The 17,639-nt window shown below is 66.8% G+C and carries 14 protein-coding genes; 9 read left to right on the plus strand and 5 right to left on the minus strand.

Annotated features, from left to right (window positions below; translation table 11 throughout):
• Positions 1-143: 143 nt before the first annotated feature.
• The 3 genes from HCT51_RS04825 to HCT51_RS04835 are packed head-to-tail and all read left to right on the plus strand — an operon-like array spanning position 144 to position 4,716.
• Complete coding sequence (locus tag HCT51_RS04825) at positions 144-1,307, plus strand: exonuclease SbcCD subunit D (protein WP_166870853.1); 1,164 nt, start codon at positions 144-146, stop codon at positions 1,305-1,307.
• Positions 1,304-4,348: an AAA family ATPase gene (locus HCT51_RS04830; protein WP_166870855.1), complete on the plus strand. Its 3,045-nt coding sequence runs from the start codon at positions 1,304-1,306 to the stop codon at positions 4,346-4,348. The genes HCT51_RS04825 and HCT51_RS04830 overlap by 4 nt, the downstream gene beginning before the upstream one ends.
• Positions 4,345-4,716 carry a YccF domain-containing protein gene (locus tag HCT51_RS04835; protein ID WP_166870857.1) on the plus strand — a complete coding sequence of 124 codons (372 nt, stop codon included), beginning with the start codon at positions 4,345-4,347 and terminating at the stop codon, positions 4,714-4,716. Before HCT51_RS04830 ends, HCT51_RS04835 begins: the two co-directional genes overlap by 4 nt.
• Before the next feature lie 69 nt (positions 4,717-4,785).
• Here HCT51_RS04835 and HCT51_RS18910 read toward each other — a convergent pair whose 3' ends face one another.
• Positions 4,786-6,354, minus strand: coding sequence for a M28 family metallopeptidase (locus HCT51_RS18910; RefSeq protein ID WP_166870859.1), 1,569 nt, complete (start codon positions 6,352-6,354; stop codon positions 4,786-4,788).
• Between the two features lie 256 nt (positions 6,355-6,610).
• Between HCT51_RS18910 and HCT51_RS04845 the strand changes: the two genes are divergently transcribed.
• Entirely contained in the window at positions 6,611-6,796 is a 186-nt protein-coding gene (locus HCT51_RS04845) for a dihydrofolate reductase family protein (RefSeq protein WP_370626918.1), read from the plus strand.
• 77 nt (positions 6,797-6,873) lie between these two features.
• Here the strand turns inward: HCT51_RS04845 and glpK are convergent, their stop codons facing one another.
• The 4 genes from glpK to HCT51_RS04865 form a co-directional block, all read right to left on the minus strand.
• Positions 6,874-8,400: a glycerol kinase GlpK gene (gene glpK / locus HCT51_RS04850; RefSeq protein WP_166870861.1), complete on the minus strand. Its 1,527-nt coding sequence runs from the start codon at positions 8,398-8,400 to the stop codon at positions 6,874-6,876.
• On the minus strand, positions 8,397-10,082 hold the full coding sequence (locus tag HCT51_RS04855; RefSeq protein WP_191413771.1) for a glycerol-3-phosphate dehydrogenase/oxidase: 1,686 nt from the start codon (positions 10,080-10,082) through the stop codon (positions 8,397-8,399). The genes glpK and HCT51_RS04855 overlap by 4 nt, the downstream gene beginning before the upstream one ends.
• A gap of 108 nt (positions 10,083-10,190) precedes the next feature.
• Positions 10,191-10,964: an SDR family oxidoreductase gene (locus HCT51_RS04860; protein ID WP_166870863.1), complete on the minus strand. Its 774-nt coding sequence runs from the start codon at positions 10,962-10,964 to the stop codon at positions 10,191-10,193.
• A 26-nt stretch (positions 10,965-10,990) separates the two neighbouring features.
• A complete protein-coding gene (locus HCT51_RS04865; protein ID WP_166870865.1) occupies positions 10,991-12,190 on the minus strand; it encodes an acyl-CoA dehydrogenase family protein in 1,200 nt (399 codons plus the stop codon).
• Positions 12,191-12,326: 136 nt separating this feature from the next.
• Between HCT51_RS04865 and HCT51_RS04870 the strand changes: the two genes are divergently transcribed.
• The 5 genes from HCT51_RS04870 (at position 12,327) to HCT51_RS04890 (ending at position 17,580) form a co-directional block, all read left to right on the plus strand.
• On the plus strand, positions 12,327-12,794 hold the full coding sequence (locus tag HCT51_RS04870) for a MaoC family dehydratase (protein ID WP_166870867.1): 468 nt from the start codon (positions 12,327-12,329) through the stop codon (positions 12,792-12,794).
• Positions 12,791-13,978, plus strand: coding sequence for a CaiB/BaiF CoA transferase family protein (locus HCT51_RS04875; protein WP_166870869.1), 1,188 nt, complete (start codon positions 12,791-12,793; stop codon positions 13,976-13,978). The genes HCT51_RS04870 and HCT51_RS04875 overlap by 4 nt, the downstream gene beginning before the upstream one ends.
• Entirely contained in the window at positions 13,975-15,132 is a 1,158-nt protein-coding gene (locus HCT51_RS04880; RefSeq protein ID WP_166870871.1) for an acyl-CoA dehydrogenase family protein, read from the plus strand. Before HCT51_RS04875 ends, HCT51_RS04880 begins: the two co-directional genes overlap by 4 nt.
• Before the next feature lie 77 nt (positions 15,133-15,209).
• Positions 15,210-16,136 carry a sugar-binding transcriptional regulator gene (locus HCT51_RS04885; protein WP_224760674.1) on the plus strand — a complete coding sequence of 309 codons (927 nt, stop codon included), beginning with the start codon at positions 15,210-15,212 and terminating at the stop codon, positions 16,134-16,136.
• A gap of 76 nt (positions 16,137-16,212) precedes the next feature.
• Positions 16,213-17,580 carry an ABC transporter substrate-binding protein gene (locus HCT51_RS04890; RefSeq protein WP_224760675.1) on the plus strand — a complete coding sequence of 456 codons (1,368 nt, stop codon included), beginning with the start codon at positions 16,213-16,215 and terminating at the stop codon, positions 17,578-17,580.
• The last annotated feature ends 59 nt before the right edge of the window (positions 17,581-17,639 follow it).

Below are 17,639 nucleotides of genomic sequence, written 5' to 3' on the forward strand. Positions count from 1 at the left end.
CGACGGTATGGCAGTCCGCTTCTCGAATGAAGCTCGGGTATGACGATCTTGCGCGTACAGAGCCCATCGGGCAGCTCGAAGCACACGCGGGGGTTGGCGCAAATCGATCAGCCAATGTCGGCGGTCCCCGATACCGTCATCCCATGAGGATTCTCCACACGTCTGACTGGCACATCGGGCGCACCTTCCACGGCCATGCCACCGTGGACGCGCTGCGCACCGTGCTGACCGCGCTGGTCGACGTGGTGCGAGACCGTGCAGTCGACGTTGTGCTGGTGTCGGGAGACGTCTTCGACTCGGCCACCCCCGCCGCCGACTATTTCGACCTGCTGACCGAGGCGTTGCGCGCGATTCGCCAAGCCGGGGCATCCGTGATCGTCAGCAGCGGCAACCACGACTCGGCCAAGCGGCTCGGCTTTCAGGCCGAGTTCGCCGGCCTCGGCGGAGTGCACGTAATCACGCGCGTCGAGCAGCACGACCGCCCCGTGACGATCGGCGACGCGCACGGCCCGGTGCACTTCTACGGCATCCCGTACATGGAGCCGGCGCTCATCCGGCACCTCTACCCGGACGAAACCCTGCGCACCCACGAGCAGGCGCTCGGCTTCGCCATGCGCAACATCCGCGCCGATGCCGCCGAACGCGGCGGCCGCTCGGTGGTGCTGTCGCACTGCTTCGCCGCAGGCGTCGCCGCGAGCGACGAGGCCACCGACGTCGAACGCGACATCACCGCCGGCGGGCTCGACGTCGTGCCGCTGTCGGTGTTCGACGGACCCGACTACGTCGCCCTCGGCCACATCCACGGCCGCTCGCAGCTGAGCGAGCGGGTGCGTTACTCCGGAGCGCCGCTGCACTACTCCTTCGCCGAGGCCGGCAAACCGCGCGGCGTTTGGCTGGTCGAACTCGACGCCACCGGGCTCGCCTCGGTCGACTGGGTCGACCTGCCGGTGCCTCGCCGACTGAGCATCCTCACCGGGACGATCGACGAGCTGCTGACGGATGCCGCCTACCGCGAGTTCGAGGACGACTGGGTGTCCGCCATCCTCACCGACCAAGCCCGACCGATCGACGCGATGCGGCGACTGCAGGAGCGCTTCCCCGGCTGCGCCAAGCTTGAGCACCGGCCGGCGATCCATCTGGTCACCGACACCTCGACGTATGCCGAACGGGTGAACGCGAAGTCCGACCACGAGATCGTCGGCGGGTTCCTGGAACTGGTGCGCAACGGGGTCGGCGCGACCGAGGCCGAACGGGCCGTGATCGGCGAGGTCATCGCCGCCGAGCGCGCCACGGAGGCCTCGGCATGAAGATCAACCGCCTCGAACTCGCCGGCTTCGGCCCGTACAAGCGGGCGCAGAGCGTCGACTTCGACTCCTACGCCGACGACGGCATCTTCCTGATCACCGGCAAGACCGGGGCCGGCAAGTCGAGCATCCTCGATGCGATCTGTTTCGCCCTCTACAACTCGGTGCCGCGCTACGACGGCACCCAGACCCAGCTGCGCAGCCACCACTGCGAGCCCGACGACCCCAGCTACGTCGAGCTCGACTTCACCGTCGGCGACCAGCGGTACCGGGTGCGGCGCACCCCCGAGTACGAACGCCCCAAGGCCCGCGGCACCGGCACCACCACGCAGAAGGCCGACGCCCAGCTCTCCTCCTGGCACGACGGCGACTGGCAGGGAATCGCGGCTCGGCCGGTCGACGTCGCGCAGGAGCTGAGCCGCATCGTTGCGCTCAGCAAGGACCAGTTCCTGCAGGTGATCCTGCTCGCGCAGAACCGCTTCCAGCAGTTCCTGCTCGCCAAGAACGACGAACGCCAGGCCGTGCTGCGCACACTCTTCGGCACCGACCGATTCGAACGCTACGAGACCGCGATCGTCGATCGCGTCAAGGCGCTCGAAGCCAAGCTCGGCAGCGCGGTCGACGAGCTCGATCACGATCAGCAGCGGGCGCGGGACTTGCTCGGTACGACGGCTTCGGCCGAAGTAGTGGTGATCACATCGGGGCCGACCGACGATGCGGCCGTGGCAGCCACCGACGGATCCACCGCGCTCGCTCTCGACAGCACCGCGGCTCCCGACCTGACCTGGTTCGCCGCCGCGCTTGCCGCACTGACCGGCGTTCTCGAGCAGGCGACCGCCGACGCCGAGCGGGCACGCGAGCAAGCGGATGGCGCGGCATCCGCCCACCAGTCACTGCTGCTCACCCAGCAGCGGCAGACCCGCCGCGATGCCGCGCTCGAGAAGCTCGCAACGTTCGGCGCGCAAACCGGCGAGATCGACTCCAGCCGGGTCGCCCTACAGTCCGCGGTGCGGGCGGCCGCTGTCTGGCCGCATGTCACGGCACGCCGTGAGGCGGCGGTCGCACTCGAGGCGGTGCAGGCCGACGAGAGCACCGCGCGTGGCGTGTACGGCACGTTCGGCGATGAGGCGACGGATGCCGCGAGCCTGACCGCCGTCACCGACGAGCTCACACGCACCCTCGGCGCGCTAGACGAAGTGCTGCGCGACGAGACCGGCTTGCCGGCGCTCGACGAATCGCTCGCGGAACTCCGCACGACGATTGACGGTCTCGACGAGTCGCTTACCGCCGCGGCGGCCCGCGCCATAAACCTGCCGGTGCGCCTCACCGAGATCGGTGAAGCCCTGACGGCCGCCAAGGTTGAGGCCGGACGGCAGACAGATGCCGCAGCGACCGTCGACCGGCTGTCGAAAGCGCGGGCGGCCGCGGTCGAGGCTGGTGGACTCGAGCCGAAGGTCACCGCCGCGCAGACCCGCGAGCTCGAAAGCGCTCGGGCGCACACGGTCGCGTCCGGTCTGGTGGAGCAGCTGCTCACCGCCCGGCTGCGCGGTGCCGCGGGCGACCTCGCCGAGAAGCTGCAGGAGGGGGAGCCCTGCGCGGTGTGCGGGTCGACCGAGCACCCGAACCCGGCTCAGTCGAGCGAGGACTCGGTGTCCGACGTGGACATCGACGCCGCCCGTGACCAGCTCGACGAGGCACGCGCGGCGATGGAAGCTGCACTCGCCGAGGCTCGCGAGCTTGCCAACCGGCTGACCGAAGCGCGCGCCCGGGCCGAGCAGCGCACCGTCGAGGCGATCGATGAACTGCTGGCCGCTGCCCACAAGGCGCTCGCAACCTCAACCGATGCTGCGGCCGAGGCGACCCGACTCGAGAATGAGCAGGTCGCCCTGCGCGGCGACCTCGTGACGCTCGCCGCGGAACAGCAGGCGCTCCGCACCGAACGGGACCGTGTCGAGACGGAGCGGGTCGCCGCCCAGGCACGACGCTCGGAACTGGTCGAGCGTATCGAACGTCAGCGTGCCGACCACGAGTCCGTGGCCAGTCGCGTCGCCGCGCTGCACCGCCACCTCGAGGCCGCGCGTCAACTGGAACGCGCAATCGATGACCGCGTCGCCCGCACCACGGCACTCGACACGGCGATGACCGCGCTGCAGGTGCAGCTGGCCGAGCACGACTTCGCTGACGAACACGCCGTCGACTCCGCCCGTCTCGACTCCGCTGAGCGGGCCAGCCTCGAACAGCGGATCCGCGACCACGAGCAGGGCATCGCCACCGCGCGGGCAACTCTCGCCGAGCCCGACCTCGCGGATCTGCCCGACGAACCGGTGTCGACGGATGCCGCGGCCGAGCATCTCACAGCATGCCGGGCAGCGCACTCCACGGCGACCGAGGCTCAGGGAAGCGTCCGCGAGCGGCACGCCCAGCTCGAGCGACTCGTCACCGACGTGGAGCGGCGGCTCGCGTCATCCGCTGCCCTGCGTGATGAGTACGAGCAGGTGCGCTCGCTGGCCGACGCGGTGCAGGGCGGCAAGTCCAACACCAAGCGCATGCGGCTCGAGACCTATGTGCTTGCGGCGCAGCTCGAGGAGATCGTCGCGGCCGCGAACGGGCGTCTGCGCACCATGACCTCCGGCCGATACGAACTGCAGCACGACGATTCGGTGCAGTACCGCAACACTCGATCGGGGCTGGGGCTGGCGATCCTGGATCAGCACACCGGTCGAGCCCGCGCCACGCATTCGCTGTCGGGAGGGGAGACCTTTCTTGCATCGCTGGCATTGGCGCTGGGGCTCGCGGAGGTCGTCACCAATCAGGCCGGCGGCATCACGCTGGACACCCTGTTCGTTGACGAGGGCTTCGGCTCGCTCGACGGCGAAACCCTCGAGATCGCGATGAGCACCCTGGACTCGCTGCGCGCGGGCGGACGCACAATCGGTCTCATCAGTCATGTCGAGGCGATGAAGGAGCAGATCCCGGCGAAGCTGCGGATCAGCGTGACCGATGCCGGGTGGAGCGAGATCGACTGCCGCACTGGACAGCGATGAAGACGCTCCTCAACCTGATCTGGCTGATCCTGTCCGGGTTCTGGCTGTTCCTTGGCTACCTGCTCGCAGCGGTGATCATGTTCGTGCTGATCGTCACGATCCCGTGGGGCATCGCCGCCGCGCGCATCGGCGTCTACGCGCTCTGGCCGTTTGGCAAGACCGTGGTGGACAAACCCACCGCGGGTATTGGCTCGGTGCTCGGCAACGTGGTCTGGGTCATTCTCGCCGGGTGGTGGCTCGCAATCGGGCACATCCTGAGCGGCATCGCCCTGTGCATCACGATCATCGGCATCCCGTTCGGCATCGCGAACTTCAAAATGGTGCCCATCTCCCTGCTGCCGCTCGGCAAGGACATCGTCGACCAGTAGCAGGCAGCTGCGAAGGGTGGGGGTGCCGTTGCGGCACCCCCACCTTCGTTCTCAGAGTGTCAGCCGGACTCAGTTCTCCAAACCGTGCGAGTGGCCGCCGCCGCTGCCGACGGTGCCCTGGGGACCGGCGGGCGCCGGGAGAGTGAGACCACCCGGGATCGTCTTGCCCTTGACACCGTTCACCGACTCCGTGGAGTACGAGTAGGTGAGCACGGAGAGCGCGATCGCATCGATGTTCACGTCGAGCGCCTCGACGCTCACGTTGTCGATCGTGTCGCACGCCTGGTGGTAGCACTGGTCGTACGACTCACCCGCGACACCACCCCAGATCGCCTGCTGCTCCGCCGTCTTGATAACCTCGGCGCCCGTGAACAGACCACCGGCCGGGATGCCCGCGAGGATAAAGGCTTCGTAATCGCTACGACCGCTGAACTCGGCGTCGTCATAGGGCTGCCCCACGCTCGTGAAGTAGCTCTCGAAGAGGTCCTCGATCTGCACCGAGCCCTCGGGCACGACGACCGGCGCCGCGAAGCCCGACTGGTCACCGTCGTAGATCATGAAGATGTAGTTCGGCGACGCGACCATGTCGAAGTTGAGGTACAGCGCGATGCGGTCCTTCTCGGCCTGAGAGAGACCGTCGACGTAGGCCTGCGAGCCCAGCAGGCCTGCCTCCTCAGCACCCCACCACGCGAGGCGCACGGTGTTCTCGGGCTTCACCTTCGACATGCTCTGGGCGAGCTCGAGCAGCGAAGCGGAACCGCTGCCGTTGTCGTTGATGCCGGGGCCTGCCTGCACCGAGTCGAGGTGCGCGCCGGCCATGACGACGTTGTCGGTGTTCTTGCCGGGAAGCTCCGCGATCACGTTCTTCTGCGGACGCTGCTCGGGCATGGGCACGAAGACGTGGGCCGTCGATCCCGCCTGCGAGAGGGCCACGCCCTGCTCGTAGCTTGCTCCGACCACGGGGATGCCGACGATGTCCGACCCGCCGAGCGTGCCGACGATGAGATCCTGGCGGTCGGCAGTGGCGGTGTTGCCTTGGTTGAAGATGATCACTCCGGCGGCACCCGCTGCTTCGGCATTGAGGGCCTTGTCGCCGAACGGGCACGTTCCGCGCTGGATGAGAGCGATCGAACCGGCCGGGAATCCAGCGAAGTCGGCCGCTTCGCAGCCACTGGTCGACGTGTTGCCGAGGCCGAGCTGAATGTCGACTGCCGTGACGGCGGCCGTCACGTCACCCGGGCCGCTGCCGGTGAACGGCCCAGTCTCGTACTCCGCATTCACGGGGGTCAGCTGCGTCAGTGTCGACGGTCCGACGAACGTGAAGTCGAACTCGTCGATCGTCACGTTCCACCCGGCGGCTTCCAGGGTGTCGGTGACGTACTCGACGCTCGCCTCGTAGCCGGGCAGGCCGGCAGCCCTGGTGCCGCCGTTTTCGTCGGCGATCTGCTGGAACGCCTCGAGGTGCTCCATCGCACCGTCAGCGTCGACGCACTCGAGCAACTTGGAGATGGTGTTGTTGGTACGGTTGTCGCACTTCGCTGCGGGAGCAGCCGCTGCCGCCCCAGCCGGGATCAGGGCGATGGCGAAGGCCGCAGCCGTCGCTAACGCGATCCCACGGGATCTAATGACTTGTGACATTTTCTTCCCTTCGAATACGGCTGCCTTATTGGCCCCCGTTTGGGGCTGAGCCTAGGGGTAACCCGGTCGGGAGCAACAGACTGTTATTGAGCCGGATTCGTGGTATGTGCAATTCCGGCTGGTTCCCATGACGCTCGCTAGACTCGCGCTCGCACCCGCTGCCTAACAAAGGAACGGCCGCCTCCCGGCGGCCGTTCCTTCATCACCGAGCCGATTTGACGAGACCGACAACCCGCCGTTCCACACGCCGGTATTCGTGCTCACCCACCACCAGCGCCCGCCGATCGAGATGGGCGGCACGACGTTCCACTTCATTGACGCTCCGCCTACCAAGGCGCTCGAGACCGCCCGCCAGGCTGCCGGCGGCCAGGACGTCCGCCTCGGCGGGGGAGCGACCGTGATCCGCGACTTCCTTGCCGCGGGGCTCGTCGATCACATGTAGAAGGACTACGAGGTCGAGGCCACCTCGGCGCCCAGCGGAGTCACGCATGAACCGCATCACCGTGACGCACAGCCGCTCTAGTGAGCCGCTGCTACTGCCAGCCCGCGAACAGGCCGCGCCCAACCGAATGACCGGCCGACGGCATCCGTCCAGCGCAGATGTACGTCGGAACGTTCGTCGGCGTCCATCGTGGGTGTCCACCGGCGGTCCTCCCGCCAGAGTGCACGGAGCGACGCGAGGTCCGGCCACAGGCCAATGCTCAGCCCGGCTGCGAACGCGGCCCCGAGCGCGGTCGTCTCGACGCACGTCGGCCGCACCACGGCGCACCCCAAGAGATCTGCCTGGATGTCCATGAGCAGGTTGTTCGCGCTCATTCCGCCGTCGACGCGGAGCTCCCGCAGTTCCCTGCCGGAGTCCTCGACCATTGCCATGGCCACGTCGACGGTCTGCATGGCGACCGCTTCGAGGCAGGCTCGGGCGATGTGCGCCTTGGTCGTGTAACGCGTGATGCCGATGATCGTGCCACGCGCGTCCGCCCGCCAGTGCGGCGCGAGGAGGCCCTGGAACGCGGGAACGACCACGACGTCGGCGCTGTCGGGCACCGTGGCGGCGAGAGCCTCGATGTCGGCGGCATTCTCGATGATCCCGAGACCGTCGCGCAGCCACTGCACGAGCGAACCGCTCACCGCGATCGATCCCTCGAGGGCATAGACGGGCGCCTCACCGTCGAGCTGGTACGCGACCGTGCTCACCAGACCGTGCTGCGACTGGCGCAGCTCGGTGCCGGTGTTGAGCAGCAGAAAGTTTCCTGTGCCGTAAGTGTTCTTCGACTCGCCCGGCTCGAACGCCGTCTGCCCAAAGGCCGCAGCCTGCTGGTCACCCAGCACTCCAGTGATGGGAACGCCGTCGAGGGCCGGAATCGTGGTGACCTCACCGAAGCGGCTCGATGACGGCAGGATGCGGGGCAGCGTCGCGAGGGGGATGTCGAAGACTTCGCACAGCTCGGCGGACCATGTGAGCGTTCGGAGGTCCATCAGCAGGGTGCGGGAGGCGTTCGTGACGTCCGTCACGTGCTCGGTCCCGCCGGTGAGTCGGTCGATCAGCCACGAGTCGATGGTTCCGATTCGGAGCTCGCCGCGCTCGGCTCGCTCCTGCAGGGTGGGGTCCGTGTCGAAGAGCCACCGCACCTTGGTGGCGGAGAAGTATGAGGCGAGCGGCAGGCCGGTGATGTCGCGGAACCGATCGTGACCGCCGTCGGCCGCGAGCCGCTCCACGAGATCTGCCGAACGGGTGTCCTGCCAGACGATCGCGTTGGCAACGGGGCGCCCGGTCGCGGCATCCCAGACCACGGTGGTCTCACGTTGGTTCGTGACGCCGACGGCCCGAATACGGTGCCCCGGGGCCGCGGCGATGGCATCCCGGATGACCGCCTGCACGTTCGACCAGATCTCGTCGGTGTCGTGTTCGACCCATCCCGGCTGGGGGAAGATCTGGCGATGCTCCAGCTGTGCCGAGGCCACGACCTCGCCAGCCTCGTCGACAACGAGGGTGCGGCTGCTGGTGGTGCCTTGGTCGATGGCGAGGACCGCGTCGCGCTGCGTCATGCCGTCTGCACCAGGCGGAGGCCGTGCCGGTCGTGGAGCTGGTTACGCGCGGCGTCGAGTTCGCGCGCGGCATCGTCGGTGGACCAGGCGAGTTCGTCCGAGAGGATGCCGGTGACTTCGATGAGGAGCTCGTCCGAGACCCGTCCCGACATCGCCAGGTTTGTCCGCCGCTGAATCAGGTCGCACACGGTGGCAACCTGCTCCGAGCGCACCAGCCAGACGAGTTCCTCGACCGAGTAGTCCGGGGCCGCGCCCAATGGCCGCTCCTCTGGCGTAAAACGGATGAAGTCGGCGCTGCGGGTACCGTACCGACGCAGCAGCTGCAGTGCACGGTCAACGCTGAGGGCGCCCCGTTTGCGAATGGCCCATTGCTCCTGATCGGTGGTGTCGACCGGGAAGCCGGCTCCGCCGCCGATCGGCAGGGTTCGGGTGTCGACCCGACGCGTGACGCCGAGCATGTCGGTGATCCGCTGGCTGAGACTCTGGCCCAGGGCTCGGAACGTAGTGAGCTTGCCGCCCACAAGGCTCAGGACGTCCGTGCCGCCAACCTTCGACGAGACGACACGGTAGTCCCGCGACACGAAGCCAGGGGCGAGGTCGCCGTGGCGGGGGAGCGGGCGGATGCCGCTGAACCGGTACACGATCTGGCTGCGGTCGAGCGAGATTCGGGGGAACACTAGGCGCACCAGTTCAAAGAAGTAGTCAACCTCCGCCTCGGTGCAGACCGCGGGCTCACTCGGGTCGGCCTCGAGGTCGGTCGTGCCGACCATCACGTTGCCGTTCATCGGGTAGATGAGCACGATGCGGCCGTCTGTGTTCTCGAAGAAGATCTCGTTGCCCCCGGTCGCCGCCGCCAGCTCCGGATTGTCGAGCATGATGTGGCTGCCCTTGGTGCCGCCCATCAGAGTCGTCCGCTCGCCGAGCGCCGCGTTGGTGAGGTCAGTCCAGGGCCCGGACGCGTTGAGCACAACGCGGGCGGCGAAGTCGAACGTGTCGCCTGTGCGCTCGTCCCGCAGCAGCACCTTGCCGCCGGCGAACCCGGAGGCACGAACGTGATTGCTCGCGCGCGCACCCGCCGCGATCGCGTCATGCAGCAGGTCGATCGACATCCGCTCCGGCTCGTGCACTGACGCGTCGAAGTAGCTCGCGGAGTACCGCATCTTGGCGGGGAAGTCGGGGAACGCGGCGCGCGTCGCCTTCGGACCGCGCAAGCGGTGCCTCGGGAGTGTGCCGCCGTCGCGCGAGAAGATGTCGTACATCATCAGGCCGACCTTGATCAGTGCCGCTCCGCGCGGCGCCGGCTTGCCCTGCCTGTGGGTGAGCATGCGCAGCGGCGCGGCGATGATGCCGGAGAACAGCGTCGAGATCGGGATCACGGTGCGGAGCGGCTTCACCACGTGAGGAGCGATCTTCACGAGCCGATTGCGTTCCTGCACGGATTCCCGCACCAGCCGAAACTCGCCGTTCTCGAGATAACGGATGCCGCCGTGGATCATATGGCTGGATGCCCCGGATGCGCCCGAGCAGTAGTCAACGGCTTCGACCAGGGCGACGTCGACGCCCTGGAGTGCGAGGTCGCGGAGCGTGGCGAGCCCGTTGACACCGCCGCCGATGATCAGGACATCTGCCTGCGGTCGTTCCCGCAGGGCATGGACGCTAGAGCGGTCGGGGTGCACGGGCACGATGGTCTCCTGGTGAGGTTCGAGGAATGTCGGTTGAGACGATTGTCAGAAGGGCGTCACGCGCGGGGCAATCGGGGCGCACATATGTCCAGCGTTCGTCTCATGACCTCAGCGCGCTCCGCCGTTGATGTACAGGGTCTGACCCGACACATATGACGCGTCGTCGCTGGCGAAGAAGGCGATGGTCGCCGCGATCTCCTCGGGCTGGCCGACGCGGCCAAGCGGCGTCCGCTCGGCGACGGCGGTCTGGTAGTCGGCGGCGCTCATGCCGACCCTGGCCGCCGTCGCGTCGGTCATCGGCGTGGCGATGAACCCGGGCGCCACCGCGTTCACGGTGATGCCGAATGGCCCGAGCTCGATCGCGGCTGTCGCGGTGAGGCCTTGGATGCCGGCCTTCGCCGCGGCGTAGTTCGCCTGGCCGCGATTGCCGAGCGCGGAGCGACTGCTGAGGTTGACGATCCGACCCGAACGCTGCGGGACCATTACGGCCTGCGCGGCCTTGATCCCATTGAAGGTCGCCGTGAGGTTCGTGGCGATCACGAGGTCCCAATCGGCTGAATCGAGCTTGTGCAGAAGGTTGTCGCGAGTCATACCCGCGTTGTTCACGAAGATGTCGACGGCTGCCCGGTCGGCTAGCACCTGCGCGACCACTGCCTCGAGGTCTTCCAGACGCGTGACGTCGGCGCGCAGACCGGTAGCGGATCCTCCTGCGGCGATGACCTCAGCATCGGCGGAGATCGCCTGGGCGCTCGCCACGGCGCCGTCCGGATCGATGTCGACGACGGCGACGTGGGCGCCCTCCCTCGCCAACCGGAGAGCGGTAGCCGCACCGATACCGCGAGCGGCTCCGGTGATGACAGCGGTCTTGTCAGTGAAACGCATAAATGTTCCTTCCCGTCGATCCCGGCTCAAGACCGGTGTCCGAATGCCGCCACGCCCGTGATGGCGCGGCCGACGATGAGGGACTGGATGCTGTCAGTGCCCTCGTAGGTGTAGACGACCTCCATGTCCGTCAGATGGCGCGCGACATGGTTCTCGAGCAGCATTCCATTGCCGCCGAGGATGTCGCGTGCCTCGCTGCAGACCCAGCGGCCGCGTTCGGCGGTGTACATCTTGGCGAGCGAGGACATCGACCCGTCAAGCCGGTCGGTGTCACCCAGCTCGGCGAGGCGGAAGCAGTACATCTGCATCGCGGTGATCTCCGCGAGCATCTTGGCCAGCCGGTGTTGCACGAGCTGGTACTCGGCGATCGGGCTGCCGAATTGCCGGCGGGTCTTGGAGTATTCGAGCGCGATCTCGTAGCAGGCCATCGCGTGGCCGACGGCCTCCCAGCTGGCACCCGAGCGGGTCTTCGCGAGCACGGCACTGGCGTCTCGGAACGAGGCAGACTTCGCGAGCAGATTGGTTGCGGGAATGCGGACGGATTCGATCGTGATGTGCGACTGCTCGATCGCACGTTTTCCCACCTTGCCGTCGATGATCTGAGCCGAGAACCCTGCGGGGAACTCGCCCGACTCCTCGCGTTCGACAACAAATGCCTTTACCTTGGCGTCGCTAGTGTCGCGCGCCCAGACCACGACCACGTCGGCGCGGTGCGCGTTTCCGATCCAGCGTTTGGCGCCAGTGAGCACGTACTCATCGCCGTCGAGCACGGCGCTCGTCTCGAGGGCCACGCTGTCAGAGCCGTGATCGGGTTCGGTGAGGGCGAAGGCGCCCAGTTTCCTGAGGGCAGCCATGTCGGGCAGCCAGCGCTGCTTCTGTTCGTCGCTTCCGAGCAGGTCGATCGAACCCATCGTCAGGCCGGAGTGCACGCCGAAGAAGGTGTTGACGCTGCCGTCGCCCCGTGACATCTCGAGCGAGACGAGTCCGGCCTCGCGGCGGGTCATGCCGGGGCATCCGTATCCGGAGATGAAGGTGCCGACGATTCCGAGTTCAGCGAGCTTGGGAATTATCTCCTCGGGAAAGCGCGCCCGCTCCCACGCGTCGTTGATGACCGGCGTGACTTCTTCATCGACGAAGCGACGCACGGTGCTGATGAGGTCGCGTTCGCGGTCGGTGAGCTCGTCAGAAAGCCGGTACCAGTCGGTGGTGAGAGCGGGTTGCGTCACGGTGTTCCCATCGAGTCGGAGGGCATCGGCCCTGAATGCGATTTGACGTTAGCAGCGATAAGGCATATTTCTTATACCAATTGGAATTTGTGCAAAGCACCTCCAAGACACCCCCAGGCATCAGCAAAGGAGCTTCATGACTCACGTGTTTTCCGACGTCAAATCACTGTCGGCGGCGGTTGGGTCAGAGCTCGGGGTGAGCGGATGGCGCACAGTGGACCAGCAGCTGGTTGATGACTTCGCCGCGGTAACGGGCGACCGCCAGTGGATTCACACTGACCCGGCCCGCGCCGCGGACGGACCATTCGGCGCGACTGTCGCCCACGGCCTGCTCTCGCTGTCGCTCCTTCCAGCGCTCGCCACTGAGGCGTATCGCATCGACGGCGTCACCTCACGGGTGAACTATGGCTACGAGAACGTGCGATTTCCCGCGGCGGTCCGCGTGGGCAGCCGCGTCCGGAATCGGGTGGAACTGGTCGGCGTCGAGCCGGCGTCGGCAGGAACGCGTCTGACGACCCGTCACGTGCTGGAGATCGACGGGGAGCCCAAACCCGGATGCGTCGCGGTCGCGATCACCCTCATTCCCGCGGAGCCCGCGGCATGACCGCGCCTGCCGTGCCCCTCGACGCGCCGCGTTCCGGGCCGCTCAGCGGCATCGTCGTCGCTGACCTCTCGCGCGTCATGGCCGGCCCGTATGCGGCGATGATGCTCGGCGACATGGGCGCGACGGTCGTGAAGGTCGAGCACCCGAGCGGTGACGAGACCCGGGGGTTCGCGCCTCCGCTGCGAGACGATGTCGCGACGTATTACCTGTCTGCGAACCGCAACAAGTACGGGGTCGCGCTCGATTTCGGTGTCGAAGAGGACCGACAGACAGCCGTCGACATCATCGACCGCAGCGACATCGTCATCCAGAACTTCAAAGTGGGCGGCCTGCGACGGTTCGGCCTCGACTATGAGACTCTGTCGGCCGAGCGTCCCGGTCTCATCTATGCCTCGATCAGCGGCTTTGGCCGAGGCGCCGGCGCGCATCTGCCGGGCTACGACCTCTGCGCGCAAGCCGTCAGCGGCTTGATGTCCATCCAGGGCGACCCGGATGGTGAGCCGTACCGCGCGGGATTCGCCCTGTTCGACGTCTTCGCGGGAATGCACACCGTGATGGGAGTGCTCGGTGCCCTGCGCCACCGCGAACGCACCGGACAGGGCCAGGAGATCGAGGTGGACCTGCTCTCGAGCGGCCTGGCGAGCATGGCGAATCAGACGATGGCCTACATCGGAGCGGGTGTCGTGCCGCAGCGCATGGGCAATGAGCACCCGAGTCTGTATCCGTACGCACCCTTCCGTACCGCCGATCGTGACCTGATCGTCGCCGTCGGCAACGATCGGCAGTTCCGCACACTGTGCGCGGTTCTCGACATTCCGGCGGTAGCCGACGATGCACGTTTTCTCACCGGGCCCGCGCGCAACGAGCATCGTGAAACCCTGCGCCGGATCCTTGAACCACGATTGGTGACGGCGGGTGCCGACCACTGGTTCGACCAGCTCTCCGCCCGCGGCGTGCCCTGCTCACCCATCAACACCATCGGCCAGGGCGTTGAATACGCGACCCGAATGGGCCTCGATCCCATTCAGTACGCGGGGGCAGAGCAGGAGCCCACTGTGCGGCATCCCGTCACTTACTCCGCCACCCCCGCCGGGTACGAGCTTGCGCCGCCGACGATCGGTCAGCACACCGATGCTGTCCGCGCCTGGATCACACAAACAACTACGAAAAAGGGAACTGAATGAGCACCGTCGAACGCCTACTCCCGCTGGAGGGCCTTGTCTCCGCCGATGACTGGTCGTGGGCGCTCAAAGCGCGTCGTGTGGCGAACGAGGTCATCCGACCCGTCATCGATGACGACTTCGAGGCCAAGCACTTTCGTCGTGAGGTGATTCCCGAGCTCGCTGCCGCAGGACTGCTCGGCGTTCACATCAACGGCTACGGCTGCGCCGGCGCCGGCCCCGTTGCGTACGGCTTGGTCTGCCAGGAGATCGAGGCGGTCGACTCCGGCTGGCGCACCTTCCTCTCCGTCCAAGGTTCGCTCGCCATGTCGGCCATCGCGAAGTTCGGCTCCGAAGAACAGAAGAACGAGTACCTGCCGCGCATGGCACAGGGCGAGGTCATCGGATGCTTCGCGCTCACCGAACCCGCTGGCGGCAGTGACCCGGCAGCGATGACCACCACCGCGGTTCGCGACGGCGACGACTGGGTGATCACCGGCACGAAGCGATGGATCGGCCTGGCGAACGTGGCGGATGTCGCGATCGTCTGGGCTCGCACCGATGAGGGCGTCCGCGGCTTCATCGTGCCCACCGATACCCCCGGGTACCGGGCCACCGCCATCGAGAACAAGTTCGCGATGCGGGCCTCTGTGCAGTGCGAGATCGACTTCGACGGCGTGCGCGTGCCCGAGCGCCTGCGGCTGCCCGAGGCCGAAGGGCTGAAGGCGCCGTTCGGCTGCTTGAACGAGGCCCGTTTTGGCATCGCCTGGGGCGTCACCGGTGTGCTCCGGGACTGCATCGACGTCGCGACAAGCTATTCGCAGAACCGGATCCTGTTCGGCGAGCCGCTCGCCGCCAAGCAGATCACCCAGGACAAGCTCGCGCGCATGTTCGTCTCGTATGAAACGTCGGTGCTGCTCGCCCTGCACCTTGCCGGGCTCAAGGCCAAGGGCGCCGTCGATCCGGTGCAGATCAGCGTGGCGAAGTACAACAACGTGCGTGCCGCGATCGATGCCGCGCGCACTACGCGCGAGATCCTCGCCGGAGACGGCGTCACCTCGGACTATCCCGTCATGCGGCACATGGCGAACCTTGAGGCAGTCCGCACCTATGAGGGCACCGACGATGTGCACGCCCTCATCATCGGCCGCGCGATCACGGGGCACAGCGCGTTCTGAACGCGTTGCACCGAGGGGGACGGATGAGGTGAATGGACACGTCGGAACGCACGCGTAACGCCTTGAAGGCTGCGCACATGTATTACATCGAAGACCGCAAGATGGAGGTCATCGCTGACCAGCTGCACACCAGCCGCTCGTCGGTGTCCCGCCTGATCAGCTACGCCCGCCAGTCGGGCCTCGTCGACATCCGGATCCGCTCGACGGCCGACGGAATCTCTCGGTTGCAATGGGAGGTGAAGCTCGCATTCGGCATCACCCCGCACATCATTCCGTGCGCCGAGGACATGGGTGCCGTCGAACGCCTGGAGCGGGTGGGCCGCTACGCCGGCAAACTCGTCAACCAGTTCGTGCGGCCGGGCATGATCGTCGGCGTCGCGTGGGGATCCACGATGTCGGCGGTGAGTCGCCACGTGCAGCTGCGGCCGATGTCGGACCTCACCGTGGTGCAGCTGAACGGGGCAGCCTACGAGGAGAGCGCAGCCATCGGCTATGCCGCTGAGCTCCTCGAGCGCTTCGCCGGAGCCTTCTCAGCACGGATCGAACCGTTCACCGTCCCGGCGTTCTTCGACGACCCGGCCACCAAACAGGCCATGTGGCGCGAGCGGTCTATCAGGCGAATCCGTGACATCCAGGCGCGTATGGATGTCGCCATCTTCAGCGTCGGCGACCCGCTCTCAGTCATTCCCGGGCACGTGTACCGCGGGTCCTATCTCACCGCCACCGATCACGCCGCGCTGCTGGAACTCGGTGTCGTCGGCGACGTGGCCACCAAGTTCTATCGCGCGGATGGTTCAAGCGACGGCATCCCTCTCAACGACCGAAGCAGCGGTCCAGAGCTTGACATCCTCCGGACCGTGCAGCGACGCGTCGCCATCGTCGCTGACCCCGGCAAGTGCCACAGCCTCAAGGGAGCACTTGCCGCTGGCCTCATCACCGACCTGCTCATGGACGAACAGACCGCCCGCAATCTTCTTCGGAGCACAAATGTGCACCCAGATTGAGCGAGCAAATCCACGCTCATACCGTGGGCTTGGTTTTTCTAAGCCCAGAACCACCCTCCCTAAGAAAGTGAGTGCAATGATGCAACACAGCCGCTGGCACCTCGGACGTCGACGGCGAGCACTGCTCGCAGCAGGCGCGACCGTTGCGGCCGCCTCCCTGATCCTCGCCGGTTGCGCATCCACCAGTGATGCGCCTTCTGCTGGTGGGCTCGGCACAGCCGACGAACCGGTAGAGATCACCCTTCTCTCGAACGACGCCTACGCCAGCCAATGGCAGGACCAGCTCGTTCCGGAGTTCCAGAAGGAATTCCCCAACATCAAGGTCACGATCGATGGCGTGCCCTACAACGACCAGCTCGCCAAGAACATGCTCGAGTTGTCGGGCACGCGCCCGGCCTACGACGTGGTCATGGCCGACGACAACTGGATTCCCCAGATGGCGTCGACCGGCGGTCTCGTCGACCTTCAGGGGGAGGTCGACGAGTGGACCTTCGAGGACTACGACTGGGATGACTTCTACAGTGCGCCGCTGGCTGCCGGGGAATGGGACGGCGTGCAGTACGGCGTTCCCGCCCGCTCCAACATGCTGATGATGCTCTACAACAAGTCGCACTTCGACGCCGCCGGGCTGGACTACCCGGACGAGAACACGACCTGGGACGAGTTCATGCAGATGATGCCCGCGCTGGTCCAGGACCTCGACGGCGACGGCGCGACTGACGCGTGGGGAGTGGGCACCTACTTCGTGCGCGATAGCCTCACGCCGACCATCTGGCAGACCATCATGGACTCCAACGGAGGCGCCATCCTGAACGAGGACGGCGAGCCCGAGTTGGGCAAGAAGGCCGTCGAGGCGCTCAAGATTCACGCCAGCCTCCTCGACTTCGCGCCCCCCGGTGCAAAGAGCTGGCAGTTCACCGAGCCGCTCGAGGGATTCCGCCAGGGCAAGATCGCCACGATGTTCAACTGGGGATCGGTCTACCGCGGTTCTGCCGTGGACCCGACCACGACCACTCTCACCGCCGATCAGGTTGGTATCACCACGCTTCCGCACGGGACAGAGACCCCCGGTGCCCACCGCGGTGTTTGGTCGCTGGCGCTGAACAAGAAGTCCGAGAACCTCGAGGCGGCGTGGACGTTTGTGCAGTGGATGACGTCGAAGAAGGGCGAGGCCTGGCAGGTCGAGAACCTCGGTGTCTTCCCCGCGCGCGTCTCCACGCTCGAGGCCGATGCGCCCACCGACTGGCTGGAACCGGTCTACTACGCCCTCGACGTCGCATGGCGCGCCGTCGAAGACGGTGAGATGTGGCGTCCGCGCCTCGTCGAGTCCGATGCGGTGCAGCAGATCCTCGCCGACTACACCGGTGAAGTGATTCCAGGAAACATGCCGGCCGATGAGGCCGTCAACAAGATGACGAAGGAGATCACCGACCTCGTCGGCTGATCCAACACATGATGACTACCACGACCCAGACCGAGACGCGCACTCCGAGCGAGACGCGC

Source organism: Salinibacterium sp. ZJ450, assembly GCF_011751885.2.
In the GTDB taxonomy this organism is placed as follows: domain Bacteria; phylum Actinomycetota; class Actinomycetes; order Actinomycetales; family Microbacteriaceae; genus Ruicaihuangia.